Here is a 15497-nt window from a genome sequence, read left to right as displayed (position 1 = left end):
GGTCATGACACCCGCGTTGGATCTGCTTAAGAAAGTGCGCGCCGAACATCGCATCCACAGTTATGAACACGATCCCAAGGCAGCCTCCTATGGCTTGGAGGCGGCGGAAAAGCTCGGGCTGGATCCGGCGCAGGTGTTCAAGACGTTGTTGGCGGCCAGTGAAAAAGGTGAGCTGTTGGTGGCGGTAGTGCCCGTGGCCGGGAGCCTGGATTTGAAAGGCTTGGCCCACGCCGCCGGTGTGAAGAAGGTGGAGATGGCCGACCCGGCCGCCGCGCAGCGTTCGACCGGTTATTTGCTCGGCGGTATCAGCCCGCTGGGGCAGAAGAAGCGTTTGCGCACGTTTATCGACAATTCCGCACAGCCACTCGCCAGCATGTTCGTCAGTGCGGGGCGGCGTGGGTTGGAAGTCGAGTTGGCGCCTTCGGTATTGAAGGAGCACACCGGGGCAGTGTTTGCTGATATCGGGCGTGCCTGATAGAGCAGGGCGGCCGCTGCGCAGCCTGTAGGGTAAAAATTCTGCTGATCTGTCACTGGATAATCCGTACCGCTACACCCCATGCTGGGCATCAGAAAAATAAGGAGAAGTGCCATGCAGCTTGCGTTTCATCAGGTCGATGCGTTCAGTGACCGGCCGTTCGGCGGTAATCCGGCGATGGTCTATCGGCTCGACGGCTGGCTTGCCGACGAGCTGATGCAGAAGATCGCCGCCGAGCATAACCTGGCTGAAACCGCGTTCCTGGTGCGTGAAGGTCAGCGTTGGCATATCCGCTGGTTCACCCCCACCACCGAAGTCCCGCTGTGTGGCCACGCCACGTTGGCCAGCGCTTATGTGCTGTTCGAGGTCTATCACGAAACCGTCGAGCGCCTGGATTTCATCTGCCGGTCCGGTTCGTTGAGCGTGACGCGCGAGGGTGATCGGCTGTGGTTGGATTTTCCGGCCGTCGTGCCTGCCGAGCTGGGCGTGTCCCTGGCCGTGCAGAGTGCCTTGGGCGTCGAAGCGGTGGATGTGCTGAGTTCCAACGAGTTGTTCGTGGTGCTGGAGTCGGAGCAAGCGGTGCTCGATTGCAAGCCGGACATGGTGGCCCTGGCGAAACTGCCCTGGCCCGGCGCTATCGTCACCGCGCCGGGGAGCAAGCATGATTTTGTCTCGCGCTATTTTGCCCCGGCGATCGGCATCAACGAAGACCCGGTGACCGGCTCGACCCATTGCAGCCTGATTCCCTATTGGTCCAAGCGCCTGGGCAAGCACGGGCTGACGGCTTATCAGTGTTCGGCCAGGGGCGGGGCGTTGTTTTGCCGGTTGGAGGGTGAGCGGGTGAAGATCGGCGGGAACGCGACGTTGGTGGCCAGCGGGACGTTGATGCTGCACTCAAGCCAATGACATCAAATGTGGGAGGTTGCTCGCGATAGCGGTGGTTCAGCCTGCACTGATGCTGAATGTGGCTATGTCATCGCGAGCAAGCTCGCTCCCACAGGATTTGTGGATGCCAGTCGATTTTGCGCCTGCGGCAAATTCCCATGTGGGAGGTTGCTCGCGATGGCGGTGGTTCAGCCTGCATCGATGCTGAACGTGTTCACTCCCACAATGATTAGCGGGCCGCGCTGTAGCGTCGCACTCCGCTGTCCACGGGTGGGATATGCGCCGCGGTGCTGCCTGAGGCCTGGAACAGCACCAGGTGTTCAGCCGCCACGCGGATGCCGACAGCGGCGCCGACCTGATGGTCGGCATGGCTGGGGAAGATCGATTCCAGTTGCGCACCTGTGGGTAACTGCAGGCGGTACAAGGTTGAAGCTCCCAGGAAGGTCTTGCCAACGATTCTGGCAGTAAGCGGGCTGTCCGGGGCGTAGACGATATCGTCTGGCCGCAGCAGCACGTCCACCGCGCCGCCGATGGGCCAGGTGTAGGCCCGGTTGCCGCGCAGCAGGCCCAGCTCGGTCAGCACCGATTCCGGGCTGTCGAGCTGGCCGCGTATGAAGTAGCCTTGGCCGACGAAACTGGCGACGAATGGCGTCAGTGGTTCGTGATACAGGTTGTAGGGCGTGTCCCACTGTTCCAGGCGACCTTCCCTGAATACGCCGACATGGTCACTCACGGCGAAGGCTTCTTCCTGGTCGTGGGTGACCAGGATCGCGCTAGTGCCGCGGGCCTTGAGAATGTCCCGCACTTCATGGCTGAGCTTGCGGCGCAGCTCGCCATCGAGGTTGGAGAACGGTTCATCGAGCAACAGCAGCTGCGGTTCCGGCGCCAGCGCACGGGCCAGGGCCACGCGCTGCTGTTGTCCGCCGGACAGTTCATGGGGAAAACGGCTGCCCAGGTGTTTCAGGTTGACCAGTTCCAGCAATTCTTCGACGACGCGGTCCTTGTTCGGATGCTTGCGAATGCCAAAGGCAATGTTCTGGGCCACGCTCAGGTGGGGAAACAGGGCGTAGTCCTGGAACACCATGCCGATGCGGCGTTTTTCCGGGGCGAGGGTGAAGCCGGCGCGGGAGATGGTGTCCCCGGCCAACTGGATTTCACCCTCGTGCACCGGTTCGAAGCCGGCAATGGCGCGCAAGGTCGTGGTCTTGCCGCACCCGGACGAACCGAGCAGGCAACCGATATCACCGGCATTGAGGTGCAGGTTGAGGTTCTGCACGACCCGCTGGTCCTGATAACCGCAGGCCAGGTTGTGCAAGTTCAGCAGCAGGGCGTGGCTCATGCGTGGTGATACGCCGGCTCGACCAGGAACTCGAGCAAGGCCTTCTGCGCATGCAGGCGATTCTCGGCCTGGTCCCAGGCTACCGAACGCGGGTCATCCAGCAGGTCCATGCTGATCTCCTCGCCACGGTGGGCCGGCAGGCAGTGCATGAACAACACGTCGGTATCCGCCAGGTCGAGCAGGGCCCGGTTGACCTGCAGTGGCGCGAACAATTTCAGGCGCCTGGCGGTTTCTTCCTCCTGGCCCATGGAGGTCCAGACGTCGGTGCTCACCAGGTGCGCACCGGCCACGGCCTGTTTCGGGTCACGGACGATGGACACCCGCTCCCCGGCCTTGGCCAGCAACTCGGCATTGGGGTCAAAACCTTCGGGGCAGGCGATGCGCAATTGGAAGTCGAATTGCATCGCCGCTTCTATATAGCTGTTGCACATGTTGTTGCCATCGCCGATCCAGGCCACGCTCTTGCCCTGGATCGAGCCACGGTGCTCGAGGAAGGTCTGCATGTCGGCCAGCAACTGGCAGGGGTGCAGGTCGTCGGACAGGCCGTTGATCACCGGTACGCGGGAATGGGCCGCGAATTCGGTCAGGGTGCTGTGGGCAAAGGTACGGATCATCACCGCGTCCAGCATGCTCGACATGACGATGGCGCAATCGCCGATGGGTTCGCCACGGCCCAGTTGGGTGTCGCGGGGCGACAGGAAAATCGCCTGGCCGCCCAGTTGGATCATGCCGGCTTCGAAAGAGATGCGGGTGCGGGTCGATGACTTCTCGAAGATCATCCCCAGCACACGGTTTTTCAAGGGCTCGAACAGTACGCCGCGATTACGCAGGTCCTTGAGCTCCACGCCTCGACGGATCACGCCGAGCAACTCATCGGGCGTGAAATCCATCAGGGAGAGAAAGTGCCTTGCGCTCATGATTGACTACCTTTTTGTAACTGACCGCAGATGCTCAAAGCCTTGTTTAATGAAAAAACGGGCGAGACCTGCGGCAAAAGCCGCACGGGGCGACGAAATAGGGGAAGGCGCGATCTTATAATTAAATGTCGCGTCTTACCAATAGGGCTACGGTTTTTGGGGATTTCAGCGAAGCCATCACGCGAATGCGATGGCGTATTTGAGGCCGGTTTCCTGACTGCAGCGACCCATTTGTACACTGGCGCTGCTCGGCTTGGCAATCAAGCGCGGCGGGCGCGCCATGGATGGAGGGCGGTTTGTGCCACGTCCTCCGACTCTGCGCCTGTCTGCTGGTGGCTGTGAAACATTTCCTAATGCAAAGGCCTGGGTTATAAATGAGCCTCAGCGGCACAGGAGCCCGAAATGGATTCGAAAGAGCGACAATTGATGGAATTGCTGGGGCTGACCGCACGCTCGCTGACCCACCTGACGGCATCGGTGACGTCCATGTCATTCGAATTGCTGCGCAGCGATGATGAAGTGACCAAGGCCGCCGGCCGCCGGATGATCGATCGCATGGCCACGATCAGCAGCGGTCTTGACGAGCATTGGCGATTGATTGGCGAACTGACCGGCGTGCCCATCGCCCAGGAGGAAGTGGAAACCGTCGAGGAAATCCAGCTCCTGGCGCCCCCCGAGGGCCCTTGATGGCACTTCATCGGCGCGCCTGATGGCCGGCAATTCACAGGACGAACGTCGCTGGCGCTGCCGGGCATCACGCGCCATAGTTTTGTTCCCGCGGCCGAAAGTGCCCGCCACGAATAAAACAGAGACTGGCCATGACCAAGACTCTCCACCACCGTGCGTGCCATCTGTGTGAGGCCATCTGCGGCTTGACCCTCGAAACCACCGAAACCGACGGCCAGGGCCTGGCGATCACCTCGATCAAGGGCGATGCGCTGGACACCTTCAGTCGCGGTCACATCTGCCCCAAGGCAGTGGCCCTGCAAGATATCCAGAACGATCCGGACCGCCTGCGCCAACCCGTGCAACGCATCGGCAACGAATGGCACCCCATCGCCTGGGACGATGCCTTCGCGTTGGTGGCCGCGCGCCTGGCGGATATCCAGGCGCGCCATGGCCAGAACGCGGTGGCGGTCTACCAGGGCAACCCCAGCGTGCATAACTATGGGCTGATGACCCACAGCAACTATTTCCTGGGCCTGTTGAAGACCCGCAGCCGTTTCTCGGCAACCTCGGTGGACCAACTGCCCCATCACCTGACCAGCCACCTGATGTACGGCCACGGCTTGCTACTGCCGATTCCGGACATCGATCACACCGATTTCATGCTGATCCTGGGCGGCAACCCACTGGCCTCCAACGGCAGCATCATGACCGTGCCGGACGTGGAGAAGCGCCTCAAGGCGATCCAGGCCCGTGGCGGCAAAGTGGTGGTGGTCGATCCGCGCCGCAGCGAAACGGCGGCCATTGCCGACCAGCATGTCTTCGTGCGTCCCGGGGGCGATGCCGCGCTGCTGTTTGGCTTGCTCAATACCCTGTTCAGCGAAGGCCTGACCCGTGACAGCCACCTGCCGGTGGACGGCCTGGACGAGGTGCGCGCGGCCGTTGCTGCTTTCACGGCTGAAGCGATGAGCCCGCTCTGTGCGGTGCCGGCAGCGCAGATCCGGCAATTGGCCCGGGACTTCGCCGCCGCCCCGTCAGCGGTGTGCTACGGGCGGATGGGGGTGTCGACCCAGGCGTTTGGTACGCTGTGTCACTGGCTGATCCAGGTGATCAACCTGGTGACCGGCAATCTGGATCGGGTGGGCGGTGCGCTGTGTACCGAGCCGGCGGTGGACCTGGTGGCGACCACCTCGGGCGGGCATTTCAATCGTTGGCAGAGCCGGGTGTCCGGGCGTCCCGAATACGCAGGCGAGCTGCCAGTGTCGGCCCTGGCCGAGGAGATGCTGACCGAAGGCGAAGGCCAGATTCGGGCGCTGGTCACCGTGGCCGGCAACCCGGTGTTGTCTACACCCAACGGGCGGCAGTTGGAGCAGGCCCTGGATGGGTTGGAGTTCATGGTCAGCGTCGATCTGTACATCAACGAAACCACCCGTTACGCCGACCTGATCCTGCCCTCGACCTCGGCCCTGGAAAACGATCATTACGACACCACCTTCAACCTGTTCGCGGTGCGCAACGTGACCCGTTTCAACCGGGCGATCCTGCCTAAGCCCGAGGGGGCGCTGCACGACTGGGAAATCTTTGTCGGCCTGGCCAAGGCCTTCGCTGCCCGGACCGGCAAGGAACTCAAGCCGACCATGCCGCCGGCGCAGATGATCGATCTTGGCCTGCGCAGCGGGGCGTATGGCGACGCCTCGCCACACAAGTTGTCTCTGGCGACCTTGTTCGACCATCCCCATGGCATCGACCTCGGCGCACTCAAGCCCAACCTGGCCCCGCGCTTGAAAACCGAAAACCAACGGGTGCAGGCCGCGCCGGCGGTGATTCTCGCCGACCTTGCGCGCTTTGCCGCGTTGCAGGCGCCAGAACCGGACGAGTTGCTGATGATTGGCCGCCGCCATGTGCGCAGCAACAACTCCTGGATGCATAACTTCCATCGACTGGTGAAGGGCAAGCCGCGTCATCAATTGCTGATGCACCCGGATGACCTCGCCTCGCGCGGCCTTGCCGACGGGCAGCGTGTGACGGTCAGTTCGCGGGTGGGGGCCATCGAAGTCGAGGTCCTGGGCAGCCTGGACATGATGAAAGGCGTGGTCAGCCTGCCCCACGGCTGGGGTCATGCCCGGCCGGGCGTGCAGATGACCATTGCCAGTGGACAGCCGGGCTCCAGCGCCAATGACCTGACCGATGATTGCCAGCTCGATGAGTTGTCCGGCAACGCGGCGCTCAACGGTGTACCGGTGAAGGTGGCGGCTGCGTAGAATTGTCTCTGAGCAGCACGTTCTGCTTTCCGTTACAATGCGCCACCGTGTCGACAACTGACGTCGCAAAGTTTAAGCCGAGGTGCTCCGTGGATATCATCGAAACCATTAAAGACCAGATTGCCAACAACACCATCCTGCTTTACATGAAAGGCTCGCCGAACGCGCCACAGTGCGGCTTCTCGGCCAAGGCTGCTCAGGCGGTGATGGCGTGTGGCGAGAAGTTTGCCTACGTGGACATCCTGCAGAACCCGGAAATCCGCGCCAACCTGCCCAAGTACGCCAACTGGCCAACCTTCCCGCAGTTGTGGGTGGGCGGTGAGCTGATCGGTGGTAGCGACATCATGACCGAGATGGCCGCCGACGGTTCCTTGCAGGCCACGATCAAGGCAGCGGTAGAAAAAGCGACGGCGAACAAGACCGAAGCCTGATCCATGGAAGCCTGTTCACCACACCGGTTGTGGTGAACGGGAAACCTTGTGGGAGCGAGCTTGCTCGCGATAGCGGTGTGTCAGTCAGCATTTTTATATCTGATCCACCGCCATCGCGAGCAAGCTCGCTCCCACAGTGGTTTTGAGTAGGGCCTGGGAGAATCCAGGCAATAAAAAGCCCCGCCTCTCGAAAGAGGGCGGGGCTTTTTAGTGGCCTGCTGCCGGGGAAGTTTACTCTTCGCCCATCTGCGATTGCAGGTAGTTCTCAAGACCGACTTTGTCGATCAGGCCCAGTTGGGTTTCCAGCCAGTCGATGTGCTCTTCCTCGGATTCGAGGATGTCTTCCAGCAGTTCACGGCTACCGAAGTCGCCAACGCTTTCGCAATGGGCAATGGCGGCCTTCAGGTCAGCGTGGCCGGTGCGCTCGATGCGCAGGTCGCACTCGAGCATTTCCCGGGTGTGTTCGCCGATGTGCAGCTTGCCCAGGTCCTGGACGTTCGGCAGGCCTTCGAGAAACAGGATGCGCTTGATCAGTTTGTCCGCGTGTTTCATCTCGTCGATGGACTCGTGGTACTCGTGCTTGCCCAGCTTGTTCAGGCCCCAATCCTCGTACATGCGCGCATGCAGGAAGTATTGGTTGATCGCGACCAGCTCATTGGCAAGGATCTTGTTGAGATGCTGGATGACTGTAATGTCGCCTTTCATGATGAGGCCTGCCCTGTAATAGCTGTGTATAGGGCGGAGTTTGAGCCGCGTATTTATCAGTGTCAAACCTAAGTTATTGAATAATAAATGAAAATTAATCGGAATAAGAATGTTTGTGTTCCGCGTCTGGACGCTAAGCATTTGATTTACAGGCATAAAAAAACCGGACATCGAGTCCGGTTCCTTGAAAAGCTGTCCTTACGCGGCAGTAAATTCTACCGGGTAGGGGATCGAGGCCTGTGCCGTTTGCACCTTGGCGAGGGTTTCACGCACCACGTCCTTGGCCAGGCAGGCACATTTGCCGCATTGGCTGGCTACGCCGGTGGCCTGGCGGACTTCGCGATAGCTGCAGCAACCTTCATAGATCGCTTCGCGGATTTGTCCGTCGGTGACGCCAGTGCAGAGGCATACATACATAAGTGAGAACCGTCGCTGGTTGTGACTCAATTGAGACGGATCTTAATGTTAACGAGAATGATTGTCAAAGTGGTTTCTCAAGGACTTGCGCCAGAGCGGTGCCAGGCTGACGAACGGTTTTTTCCTTGGGCAACAAAGGCAGCACGCAGCGGGGCGGCGATTTTTCGATACCACCGAAAAACCCTTGAAGACAGTCCAAATGCGCGGTGTATGATGGTCGGCCCTTGCAAGCGGGTTCGTGTCACAGGGCTGTCGCCTGAGGGTGGCAGGCTGGCCCGGACTTTGTTTTCACGCTAATTACATCAGGAGATATCCAATGAGCGTACTCGTAGGCAAACAAGCCCCTGACTTCACCGTGCCAGCCGTGCTTGGCAACGGCGAAATCGTCGACAGCTTCACCCTGTCCTCGGCCATCAAAGGCAAATACGGCCTGGTGTTCTTCTATCCGCTGGACTTCACCTTCGTCTGCCCGTCCGAGCTGATCGCACTGGATCACCGCATGGACGACTTCAAGGCGCGCAACGTTGAAGTGATCGCTGTTTCGATCGACTCGCACTTCACTCACAACGCCTGGCGCAACACCCCGATCAACAATGGCGGTATCGGTCAGGTGAAATACACCATGGCTGCCGACATGAAGCACGAAATCGCCAAGGCCTACGACGTTGAGTCCGAAGGCGGTGTGGCCTTCCGTGGCGCCTTCCTGATCGACGACAAGGGCGTTGTCCGTTCGCAGATCGTCAACGACCTGCCGCTGGGCCGTAACATGGAAGAGCTGATCCGTCTGGTCGACGCCCTGCAATTCCACGAAGAGCACGGCGAAGTCTGCCCGGCCAACTGGAAAAAAGGCGACAAGGGCATGACCGCATCCCCTGAAGGCGTTGCCGCATACCTGGGCGAGCACGGCGACAAGCTGTAAGCGCATCCAGGCATAAAAAAACCGGCCCTCGATGGGCCGGTTTTTTTATGGGGATTTCAACCAAATCATCGGCTGAAACACAGCGCTCTGTGGCGAGGGGATTTATCCCCGCTGGGCCGCGAAGCGGCCCCAAGCCTGCCAATTGAGTTGCCTGGCTCACCTTTCCGGGACTGCTGCGCAGTCCAGCGGGGATAAATCCCCTCGCCACAAAAGAGCCAAGCCTGGCTCTATGTCAGTCGTCGAAATCCTGCCAGCCACCCATTTCTTTCCACCGGTTGACGATGCCGCAGAACAGCTCGGCGGTCTTCTCGGTGTCGTAGCGGGCCGAGTGCGCCTCACGGCCATCGAAATCGATGTCGGCGGCCTGGCAGGCCTTGGCCAGGACGGTCTGGCCATACGCCAGGCCTGCCAGGGTCGCGGTGTCGAAGCTGGAGAACGGGTGGAACGGGTTGCGCTTCATGTCCAGGCGCGCGACGGCGGCGTTGAGGAAGCCCAGATCGAAGCTGCTGTTGTGGCCCACCAGGATTGCGCGCTTGCAACCGTTGGCCTTGAGCGCCTTGCGCACACCACGGAAGATGTCGGTCAAGGCCGTTTCTTCGCTGACCGCCATGCGCAACGGGTGATCGAGCTTGATCCCGGTGAACTCCAGAGCCGCCGCTTCGACGTTGGCGCCTTCGAACGGTTCGACACGGAAGAAATAGGTGTGGTCAGGGAACACAAAGCCTTTTTCGTCCATGCCGATGGTAGTCGCGGCGATTTCCAGCAAGGCGTCGGTGGCGGAATTGAAACCACCGGTTTCTACATCGACGACGACCGGCAGATAACCACGGAACCGCGCGGCCATGGGGTGACGGGCGCCGCCCGAACCACCGTTGCCGTCCAGTTCGTCGTCGAAATGATCTTCACTCACGCGTTTTCCTCCAGCAGGCGCCAGCGCAGTTTTTCACCGGCGCGCAGCGGGATGACAGTCTGCTCGCCGAAGGGCAGGCTGACGGGGGCGGTCCATTCGTCACGGACCAGGGTAATACGGTCGGTGTTCACCGGCAGGCCATAGAAGCGCGGACCATGCAGGCTGGCGAAGCCTTCGAGTTTTTCCAGCGCATTGCGCTGTTCGAACGCCTCGGCGTACATCTCGATGGCGGCATAGGCGGTGTAGCAGCCGGCGCAACCGCAGGCCGCTTCCTTGGCGTGACGGGCGTGGGGCGCCGAGTCGGTGCCGAGGAAAAACTTGGCGCTGCCGCTGGTGGCGGCGTCCAGCAAGGCTTCCTGGTGGGTATTGCGCTTGAGGATCGGCAGGCAGTAGAAGTGCGGCCGGATCCCGCCTACCAGCATGTGGTTGCGGTTGTACAGCAGGTGGTGGGCGGTAATGGTCGCGCCGACGTTGGCCGGGGCCTCGTTGACGAACTGCACGGCATCGCCGGTGGTGATGTGTTCGAACACCACCTTGAGGGTCGGGAAACGCTCCACGACACGGCGCATGTGCTCGTCGATGAAGATCTTCTCGCGGTCGAACACATCGACGTCGCCCCGGGTAACCTCACCATGGATCAACAACGGCATGCCTACTTCGGCCATGGCCTCCAGCGCCGGGAAGATCTTGTCGATGCTGGTGACACCGGAATCGGAGTTGGTCGTCGCGCCGGCGGGATACAGCTTGGCGGCATGGACAAAACCGCTGGCCTTGGCGTCGCGAATCTCTTCGGGCTGGGTGCGGTCGGTGAGGTAAAGCACCATCAGCGGTTCGAAGCGGCTGCCAGCCGGGCGCGCGGCGAGGATACGCTGGCGATAGCCATCGGCCTCGGCGGCGTTGCGCACGGGCGGAACCAGGTTAGGCATGATGATCGCGCGCCCGAAGGTGCGCGCGACATCGGCGACGGTATGGGTCAACACAGCACCATCGCGAAGATGAATATGCCAGTCGTCGGGACGCAGCAGGGTCAGGCGGTCGGACATTGGGGGGCTTCCAGGCGGGTCAAACTCTGGGGAATGCTACCGGAAAAGACCGATTCAGGCACCCGCTATCAAGTTCTGCCACAACTTACCGATAGCTCCTACAGGTGTGCCACGAATCCGTGCAGTGCCCCGGACAGGTGTCATGCCCTCAAGCATGCGTCGATCTTTGTATAAAAGTCAGTGGAGCCTCCCGTGCGCCAGCGTTATCTAGCCTTGCTCAGTGTGTTTGCCAGCCTTCCCGCCATGGCGCTCACTTTCCAGACCCGTCTGGAGAGCATCGAGTGGACGGTCGAAGGCGACAAGTTCGAGTGCCGGCTGAGCCAGCCGATCACCGATTTCGGCACTGGCGAATTCGTGCGCCGGGCGGGCGAGCAGGCCACGTTCCGCCTCAAGAGCTATAACCCGATGCTGGGCGGCGGTTCGGCCACCTTGCTGGCGGCGGCCGCACCGTGGCAACCGGGGCGCGGCGATATCAACCTGGGCTCGGTCAGCATTGGCAGTGGCGATGTATTGTTCAACAGCTCCCAGGTCCAGGCCGGACGCTTGATCAGTGGGCTGATGGACGGTCGCAGCCCGGTGGTTCGGCGCAACACCGAGGACGGTCGAGTGTCGGAAGTCCGGTTGCTGCCGGTGCGTTTCAACAAAGCCTTCAGCGATTATCAGAGCTGTGTCGCCAAGTTGTTGCCGAAGAATTTCGAGCAGGTGAAGCAGACCCAGATCGGCTTCCCCGGCGAAGAAGTCGAACTCGATGCCCGGGCCAAGGCCCAGTTGCAGGTGATGCTCGACTTCATCAAGGCCGATCCGAGTGTCAATCATATCGAGCTTGACGGTCACTCCGACAACAGCGGCAATCGCCTGACCAACCGCGAGCTGTCGCGCCGCCGGGCCCTGGCGGTCCAGGACTTCTTCAAGGCCAATGGTTTCCAGGAGTCGCAGATCACCCTGCGCTTCCACGGCGAGCGTTATCCCCTGGTGCCCAACACCAACGCCGCCAACCGGGCCAAGAACCGTCGGGTGGCCGTGCGCCTCGAGCGCGTGGCGGCTAGCGAAGCACCGGCACCCCAGGCCCCCGCCGCGCAGCCTGCACCCGCTGCGGCCCCTGCCAAGGTGCCGGCGCCCACCGCGGCGCCGGCCAAGACCCCGACACCCACGCCCGCCGGGACGACCGCGCGGACCTCCTGATTCGATTTTGACCGTCGCGCGTTCGACATAATCTGTCGCTTCGTCGTCATAAGCTGTCGCGCCCCTGTAAATTATCCGCGCTGGACGTTAGACTTCACGGCTTTCCGTAGAACCCGTGGAGTGATGGCATGGCGGACGTAAACAAGGTCGTTCTGGCGTATTCCGGCGGCCTGGACACTTCGGTGATCCTCAAGTGGCTGCAGGACACTTATAACTGCGAAGTGGTGACCTTCACCGCTGACCTGGGGCAGGGCGAAGAGGTCGAGCCTGCACGCGCCAAGGCCCAGGCCATGGGCGTCAAAGAGATCTACATCGATGACCTGCGCGAAGAGTTCGTCCGCGACTTCGTGTTCCCGATGTTCCGCGCCAACACCGTTTACGAAGGCGAGTACCTGCTGGGTACGTCCATCGCCCGTCCGTTGATTGCCAAGCGCCTGATCGAAATCGCCAACGAAACCGGCGCCGATGCCATTTCCCACGGCGCGACCGGCAAAGGCAACGACCAGGTGCGTTTCGAGCTGGGCGCCTATGCCCTCAAGCCAGGCGTGAAAGTCATTGCCCCGTGGCGTGAATGGGACCTGCTGTCCCGTGAAAAACTGATGGACTACGCCGAGAAGCACGCGATTCCAATCGAGCGTCACGGCAAGAAGAAATCCCCGTACTCGATGGATGCCAACCTGCTGCACATCTCCTATGAAGGCGGCGTGCTGGAAGACACCTGGACCGAGCACGAAGAAGACATGTGGCGCTGGACCGTCTCTCCCGAGAAGGCCCCGGATACCCCGCAATACCTGGAGCTGACCTATCGCAATGGCGATATCGTCGCCCTGGACGGCGTGGAAATGAGCCCGGCCACCGTGCTGGCGACCCTGAACCGCATCGGCGGCGAACATGGCATCGGTCGTCTGGACATCGTCGAGAACCGCTATGTCGGCATGAAGTCCCGCGGCTGCTACGAAACCCCGGGCGGCACCATCATGCTGCGCGCTCACCGGGCGATCGAATCGATCACCCTGGACCGCGAAGTGGCTCACCTCAAGGACGAGCTGATGCCCAAGTACGCCAGCCTGATCTACACCGGCTACTGGTGGAGCCCTGAGCGTCTGATGCTGCAGCAGATGATCGACGCCTCCCAGGCTCACGTGAATGGCGTGGTACGCCTGAAGCTGTACAAGGGCAACGTGATTGTCACCGGGCGTAAGTCCGACGAGTCGCTGTTCGACGCCAACATCGCGACCTTCGAAGAAGACGGCGGTGCCTACAACCAGGCCGACGCGGCTGGCTTCATCAAGCTCAACGCCCTGCGCATGCGCATCGCGGCGAACAAGGGTCGCAAGCTGTTCTGACCCTGGCGATAAAAAAACGGCCTGCCTTGAGCAGGCCGTTTTTTTTGCCCTCTGTTTTGCGCGCGCAGCCTATGTGCTGCAGCGCTGTCTCCTGATAGCTCATTCATCCTGCCCGCGGGTCGCAAGGTCTGCGTGGTGGTAAATGACGTACACAACGATGCCGGCGTGTTTCAAATGCTCCGGTCGGCAAGGCTCGATCAGGCGGTGGGATTGGCGGCATAGGATGCAAAGCGGATCCGGCGGTTCATGTCTGTGGCGATGAAGGCTTATCAGTCGCCGCCGCTGGTCCTTGCCCGTCCGGCGTAGCATTCGTTTACGCCGACAGGCCGCGTCATCCATGGTCTTTATGAAGTGTTTGCTCTTGCGAAAATCCGAAGGTGAATACAAGGAACGATAATTGAAGTTGAGGGTGATGAAAAAAAGCAGCAATAAATAAAAGGGAAAGCTGATCAGGAACCAGAGGTAATACTCACGGTCCTGGTCATCCAGAAAAGGCAGGGAAACAGCCGCGGACGTTTCGGATAAAGTAGCGAATATGGCGATAAGGGTCATGGGGTTGGTAATGGTCTTCAAAGGTTTGTTCATGGTTAATGCTCATGGAATATTCATGCTCGTGAGTGGGTTGGAAAAATAATATCGGTGGTTAATAAAGTGTCGCTGAAACAATCAGGGGCGCCGATGTTTTATAACGGCTGCCTGAACGTCTCTTATATATGAATTTCCGCTGCTGAAGTGAGGGGTGCCTGTTTTAACAGTAAATAATTCAGTTACTCTTTATGAGTGAAGTGCTTTCCAATGACCGGTCCGCAGGCAGGCATGGTGGCGAAAGAGCGCATTATTCATAGGGGTACCGGATGCTCAAGGGCGGTCGGTCCTGCTCTGTAAAAAATTGAGGACACATTTTTCCCGGCGGGATTTGTAGGAGTTTTCTGTATAGCTTGTAGGATCTGTCTCTCGGTGCGAGCGGTCAGGGGGGGGCGGCATGCCAAGGTAGAAATGACTAGGCTATTGTGCGTGCTCTAAAAATTCGAACAGCGAAGTTGGATTTGCCCATGAATAAAGTGCTGATCGTGGATGATCATCCCGTCATTCGTCTTGCTGTACGTTTGCTGATGGAGCGTCATGGTTATGAGGTCGTTGCCGAAACCGACAACGGCGTCGATGCGTTACAACTTGCTCGTGAACTTATGCCCGATATCGTCATTCTCGATATCGGTATTCCGAAACTGGACGGGTTGGAGGTCATTGCCCGTTTGACGGCCATACCTTCGTCAATGAAGGTGTTGGTACTGACTTCCCAGGCGCCTGGGCATTTTTCAATGCGCTGCATGCAGACAGGGGCGGCCGGGTATGTCTGCAAGCAACAGGACCTTACTGAATTATTAAGTGCAATCAAGGCAGTGCTGTCCGGCTACAGTTACTTTCCCAACCAGGCATTGCATACGGTGCGATCGAGCCTGGGTAATGCCAGTGAGTCCGATATGGTCGATCGGTTATCTGGGCGGGAGATGATGGTCTTGCAGCAACTGGCGCGCGGCAAGACCAACAAGGAAATCGCCGATGGAATGTTCTTGAGCAACAAGACCGTCAGTACTTACAAGACCCGTCTGTTATTGAAGCTCAATGCCCGTTCGCTGGTCGACCTGATCGAGCTGGCGCAGCGCAATGGGTTGGTGTGAGGCTGCTGTCACGCGTACTCAGTAAAAAGCCTCCGTCAGGGAGGCTTTTACGTGTCAGAGGTCAAAGTCGTAATCGGCCAGTTGCTTCTGTAAACGACGCTCTTCCAGCAGGTTATCGATGGTGCGGCGCTTGCTCAGGTTGGTTTTCGCTACTTCCGGCACGACCGCAGGTTCACCGTCGTCGGCCTCAACGGCGATGAATTCGTCTTCTACATCCAGTTGTTCTTTGCCAGCACTCATGGGTTCGACTCCAGGCTAAGACTGCCATTGGCGCTCCTTATATCGATAAACCACGGGCTGGTAAAAAAGATTTTTTCAATCG

The 15497-nt window shown here is 60.0% G+C and carries 17 protein-coding genes; 9 read left to right on the top strand and 8 right to left on the bottom strand.

Going from position 1 to position 15497, the window contains the following annotated elements; genetic code table 11:
- The first annotated feature begins 4 nt into the window (after positions 1-4).
- A complete protein-coding gene (gene ybaK, locus BLU85_RS10750) occupies positions 5-475 on the top strand; it encodes a Cys-tRNA(Pro) deacylase (RefSeq protein ID WP_092201538.1) in 471 nt (156 codons plus the stop codon).
- 114 nt (positions 476-589) lie between these two features.
- Positions 590-1381, top strand: a complete 792-nt coding sequence (locus BLU85_RS10745) for a PhzF family phenazine biosynthesis protein (protein WP_092201540.1) — start codon at positions 590-592, stop codon at positions 1379-1381.
- A 208-nt stretch (positions 1382-1589) separates the two neighbouring features.
- Here the strand turns inward: BLU85_RS10745 and BLU85_RS10740 are convergent, their stop codons facing one another.
- Complete coding sequence (locus BLU85_RS10740) at positions 1590-2699, bottom strand: ABC transporter ATP-binding protein (protein ID WP_092201542.1); 1110 nt, start codon at positions 2697-2699, stop codon at positions 1590-1592.
- Positions 2696-3616 carry an ornithine carbamoyltransferase gene (gene argF / locus BLU85_RS10735; RefSeq protein ID WP_092201544.1) on the bottom strand — a complete coding sequence of 307 codons (921 nt, stop codon included), beginning with the start codon at positions 3614-3616 and terminating at the stop codon, positions 2696-2698. Before argF ends, BLU85_RS10740 begins: the two co-directional genes overlap by 4 nt.
- Positions 3617-4018: 402 nt before the next feature.
- Here argF and BLU85_RS10730 point away from each other — a divergent pair, with 402 nt between their 5' ends.
- The 3 genes from BLU85_RS10730 (at position 4019) to grxD (ending at position 6974) form a co-directional block, all read left to right on the top strand.
- Positions 4019-4303 (top strand): hypothetical protein, encoded by a 285-nt coding sequence (locus tag BLU85_RS10730; RefSeq protein ID WP_092201546.1) that lies wholly within the window; start codon positions 4019-4021, stop codon positions 4301-4303.
- A gap of 131 nt (positions 4304-4434) precedes the next feature.
- Complete coding sequence (locus tag BLU85_RS10725; RefSeq protein WP_092201548.1) at positions 4435-6543, top strand: molybdopterin oxidoreductase family protein; 2109 nt, start codon at positions 4435-4437, stop codon at positions 6541-6543.
- An 89-nt stretch (positions 6544-6632) separates the two neighbouring features.
- Complete coding sequence (grxD, locus tag BLU85_RS10720; RefSeq protein ID WP_092201550.1) at positions 6633-6974, top strand: Grx4 family monothiol glutaredoxin; 342 nt, start codon at positions 6633-6635, stop codon at positions 6972-6974.
- Between the two features lie 231 nt (positions 6975-7205).
- Here the strand turns inward: grxD and bfr are convergent, their stop codons facing one another.
- Together bfr and BLU85_RS10710 are read right to left on the bottom strand one after the other, a co-directional pair.
- Complete coding sequence (gene bfr / locus BLU85_RS10715; protein WP_003178701.1) at positions 7206-7679, bottom strand: bacterioferritin; 474 nt, start codon at positions 7677-7679, stop codon at positions 7206-7208.
- Positions 7680-7877: 198 nt separating this feature from the next.
- Positions 7878-8096: a bacterioferritin-associated ferredoxin gene (locus BLU85_RS10710; protein ID WP_092201551.1), complete on the bottom strand. Its 219-nt coding sequence runs from the start codon at positions 8094-8096 to the stop codon at positions 7878-7880.
- A 316-nt stretch (positions 8097-8412) separates the two neighbouring features.
- Between BLU85_RS10710 and BLU85_RS10705 the strand changes: the two genes are divergently transcribed.
- The gene (locus BLU85_RS10705; RefSeq protein WP_092201553.1) at positions 8413-9015 is read left to right on the top strand and encodes a peroxiredoxin; all 603 of its coding nucleotides are present in this window, start codon (positions 8413-8415) and stop codon (positions 9013-9015) included.
- A 232-nt stretch (positions 9016-9247) separates the two neighbouring features.
- On the opposite strand, the gene rnt is transcribed toward BLU85_RS10705, so the two are convergent.
- Both rnt and pyrC read right to left on the bottom strand, forming a co-directional pair.
- On the bottom strand, positions 9248-9925 hold the full coding sequence (gene rnt, locus BLU85_RS10700; protein ID WP_003204947.1) for a ribonuclease T: 678 nt from the start codon (positions 9923-9925) through the stop codon (positions 9248-9250).
- A complete protein-coding gene (gene pyrC, locus BLU85_RS10695) occupies positions 9922-10968 on the bottom strand; it encodes a dihydroorotase (RefSeq protein WP_060740940.1) in 1047 nt (348 codons plus the stop codon). The genes rnt and pyrC overlap by 4 nt, the downstream gene beginning before the upstream one ends.
- A 192-nt stretch (positions 10969-11160) precedes the next feature.
- Here pyrC and BLU85_RS10690 point away from each other — a divergent pair, with 192 nt between their 5' ends.
- Positions 11161-12150, top strand: coding sequence for a flagellar protein MotY (locus BLU85_RS10690; RefSeq protein ID WP_092201555.1), 990 nt, complete (start codon positions 11161-11163; stop codon positions 12148-12150).
- A 128-nt stretch (positions 12151-12278) separates the two neighbouring features.
- On the top strand, positions 12279-13496 hold the full coding sequence (locus BLU85_RS10685) for an argininosuccinate synthase (protein WP_003204943.1): 1218 nt from the start codon (positions 12279-12281) through the stop codon (positions 13494-13496).
- A 99-nt stretch (positions 13497-13595) separates the two neighbouring features.
- On the opposite strand, the gene BLU85_RS31675 is transcribed toward BLU85_RS10685, so the two are convergent.
- Positions 13596-14081 carry a hypothetical protein gene (locus BLU85_RS31675; RefSeq protein WP_092201557.1) on the bottom strand — a complete coding sequence of 162 codons (486 nt, stop codon included), beginning with the start codon at positions 14079-14081 and terminating at the stop codon, positions 13596-13598.
- Positions 14082-14548: 467 nt separating this feature from the next.
- On the opposite strand from BLU85_RS31675, the gene BLU85_RS10675 reads away from it, so the two are divergent.
- The gene (locus BLU85_RS10675; protein ID WP_053124532.1) at positions 14549-15175 is read left to right on the top strand and encodes a response regulator transcription factor; all 627 of its coding nucleotides are present in this window, start codon (positions 14549-14551) and stop codon (positions 15173-15175) included.
- Positions 15176-15229: 54 nt separating this feature from the next.
- Here BLU85_RS10675 and BLU85_RS10670 read toward each other — a convergent pair whose 3' ends face one another.
- Positions 15230-15415 carry a PA3496 family putative envelope integrity protein gene (locus BLU85_RS10670; RefSeq protein ID WP_072408699.1) on the bottom strand — a complete coding sequence of 62 codons (186 nt, stop codon included), beginning with the start codon at positions 15413-15415 and terminating at the stop codon, positions 15230-15232.
- Positions 15416-15497 lie beyond the last annotated feature (82 nt).

It is taken from the genome of Pseudomonas sp. NFACC14 (assembly GCF_900106885.1).
GTDB classification, from domain to species: domain Bacteria; phylum Pseudomonadota; class Gammaproteobacteria; order Pseudomonadales; family Pseudomonadaceae; genus Aquipseudomonas; species Aquipseudomonas fluorescens_AA.
This window is presented reverse-complemented; position numbering and strand designations above follow the sequence as displayed.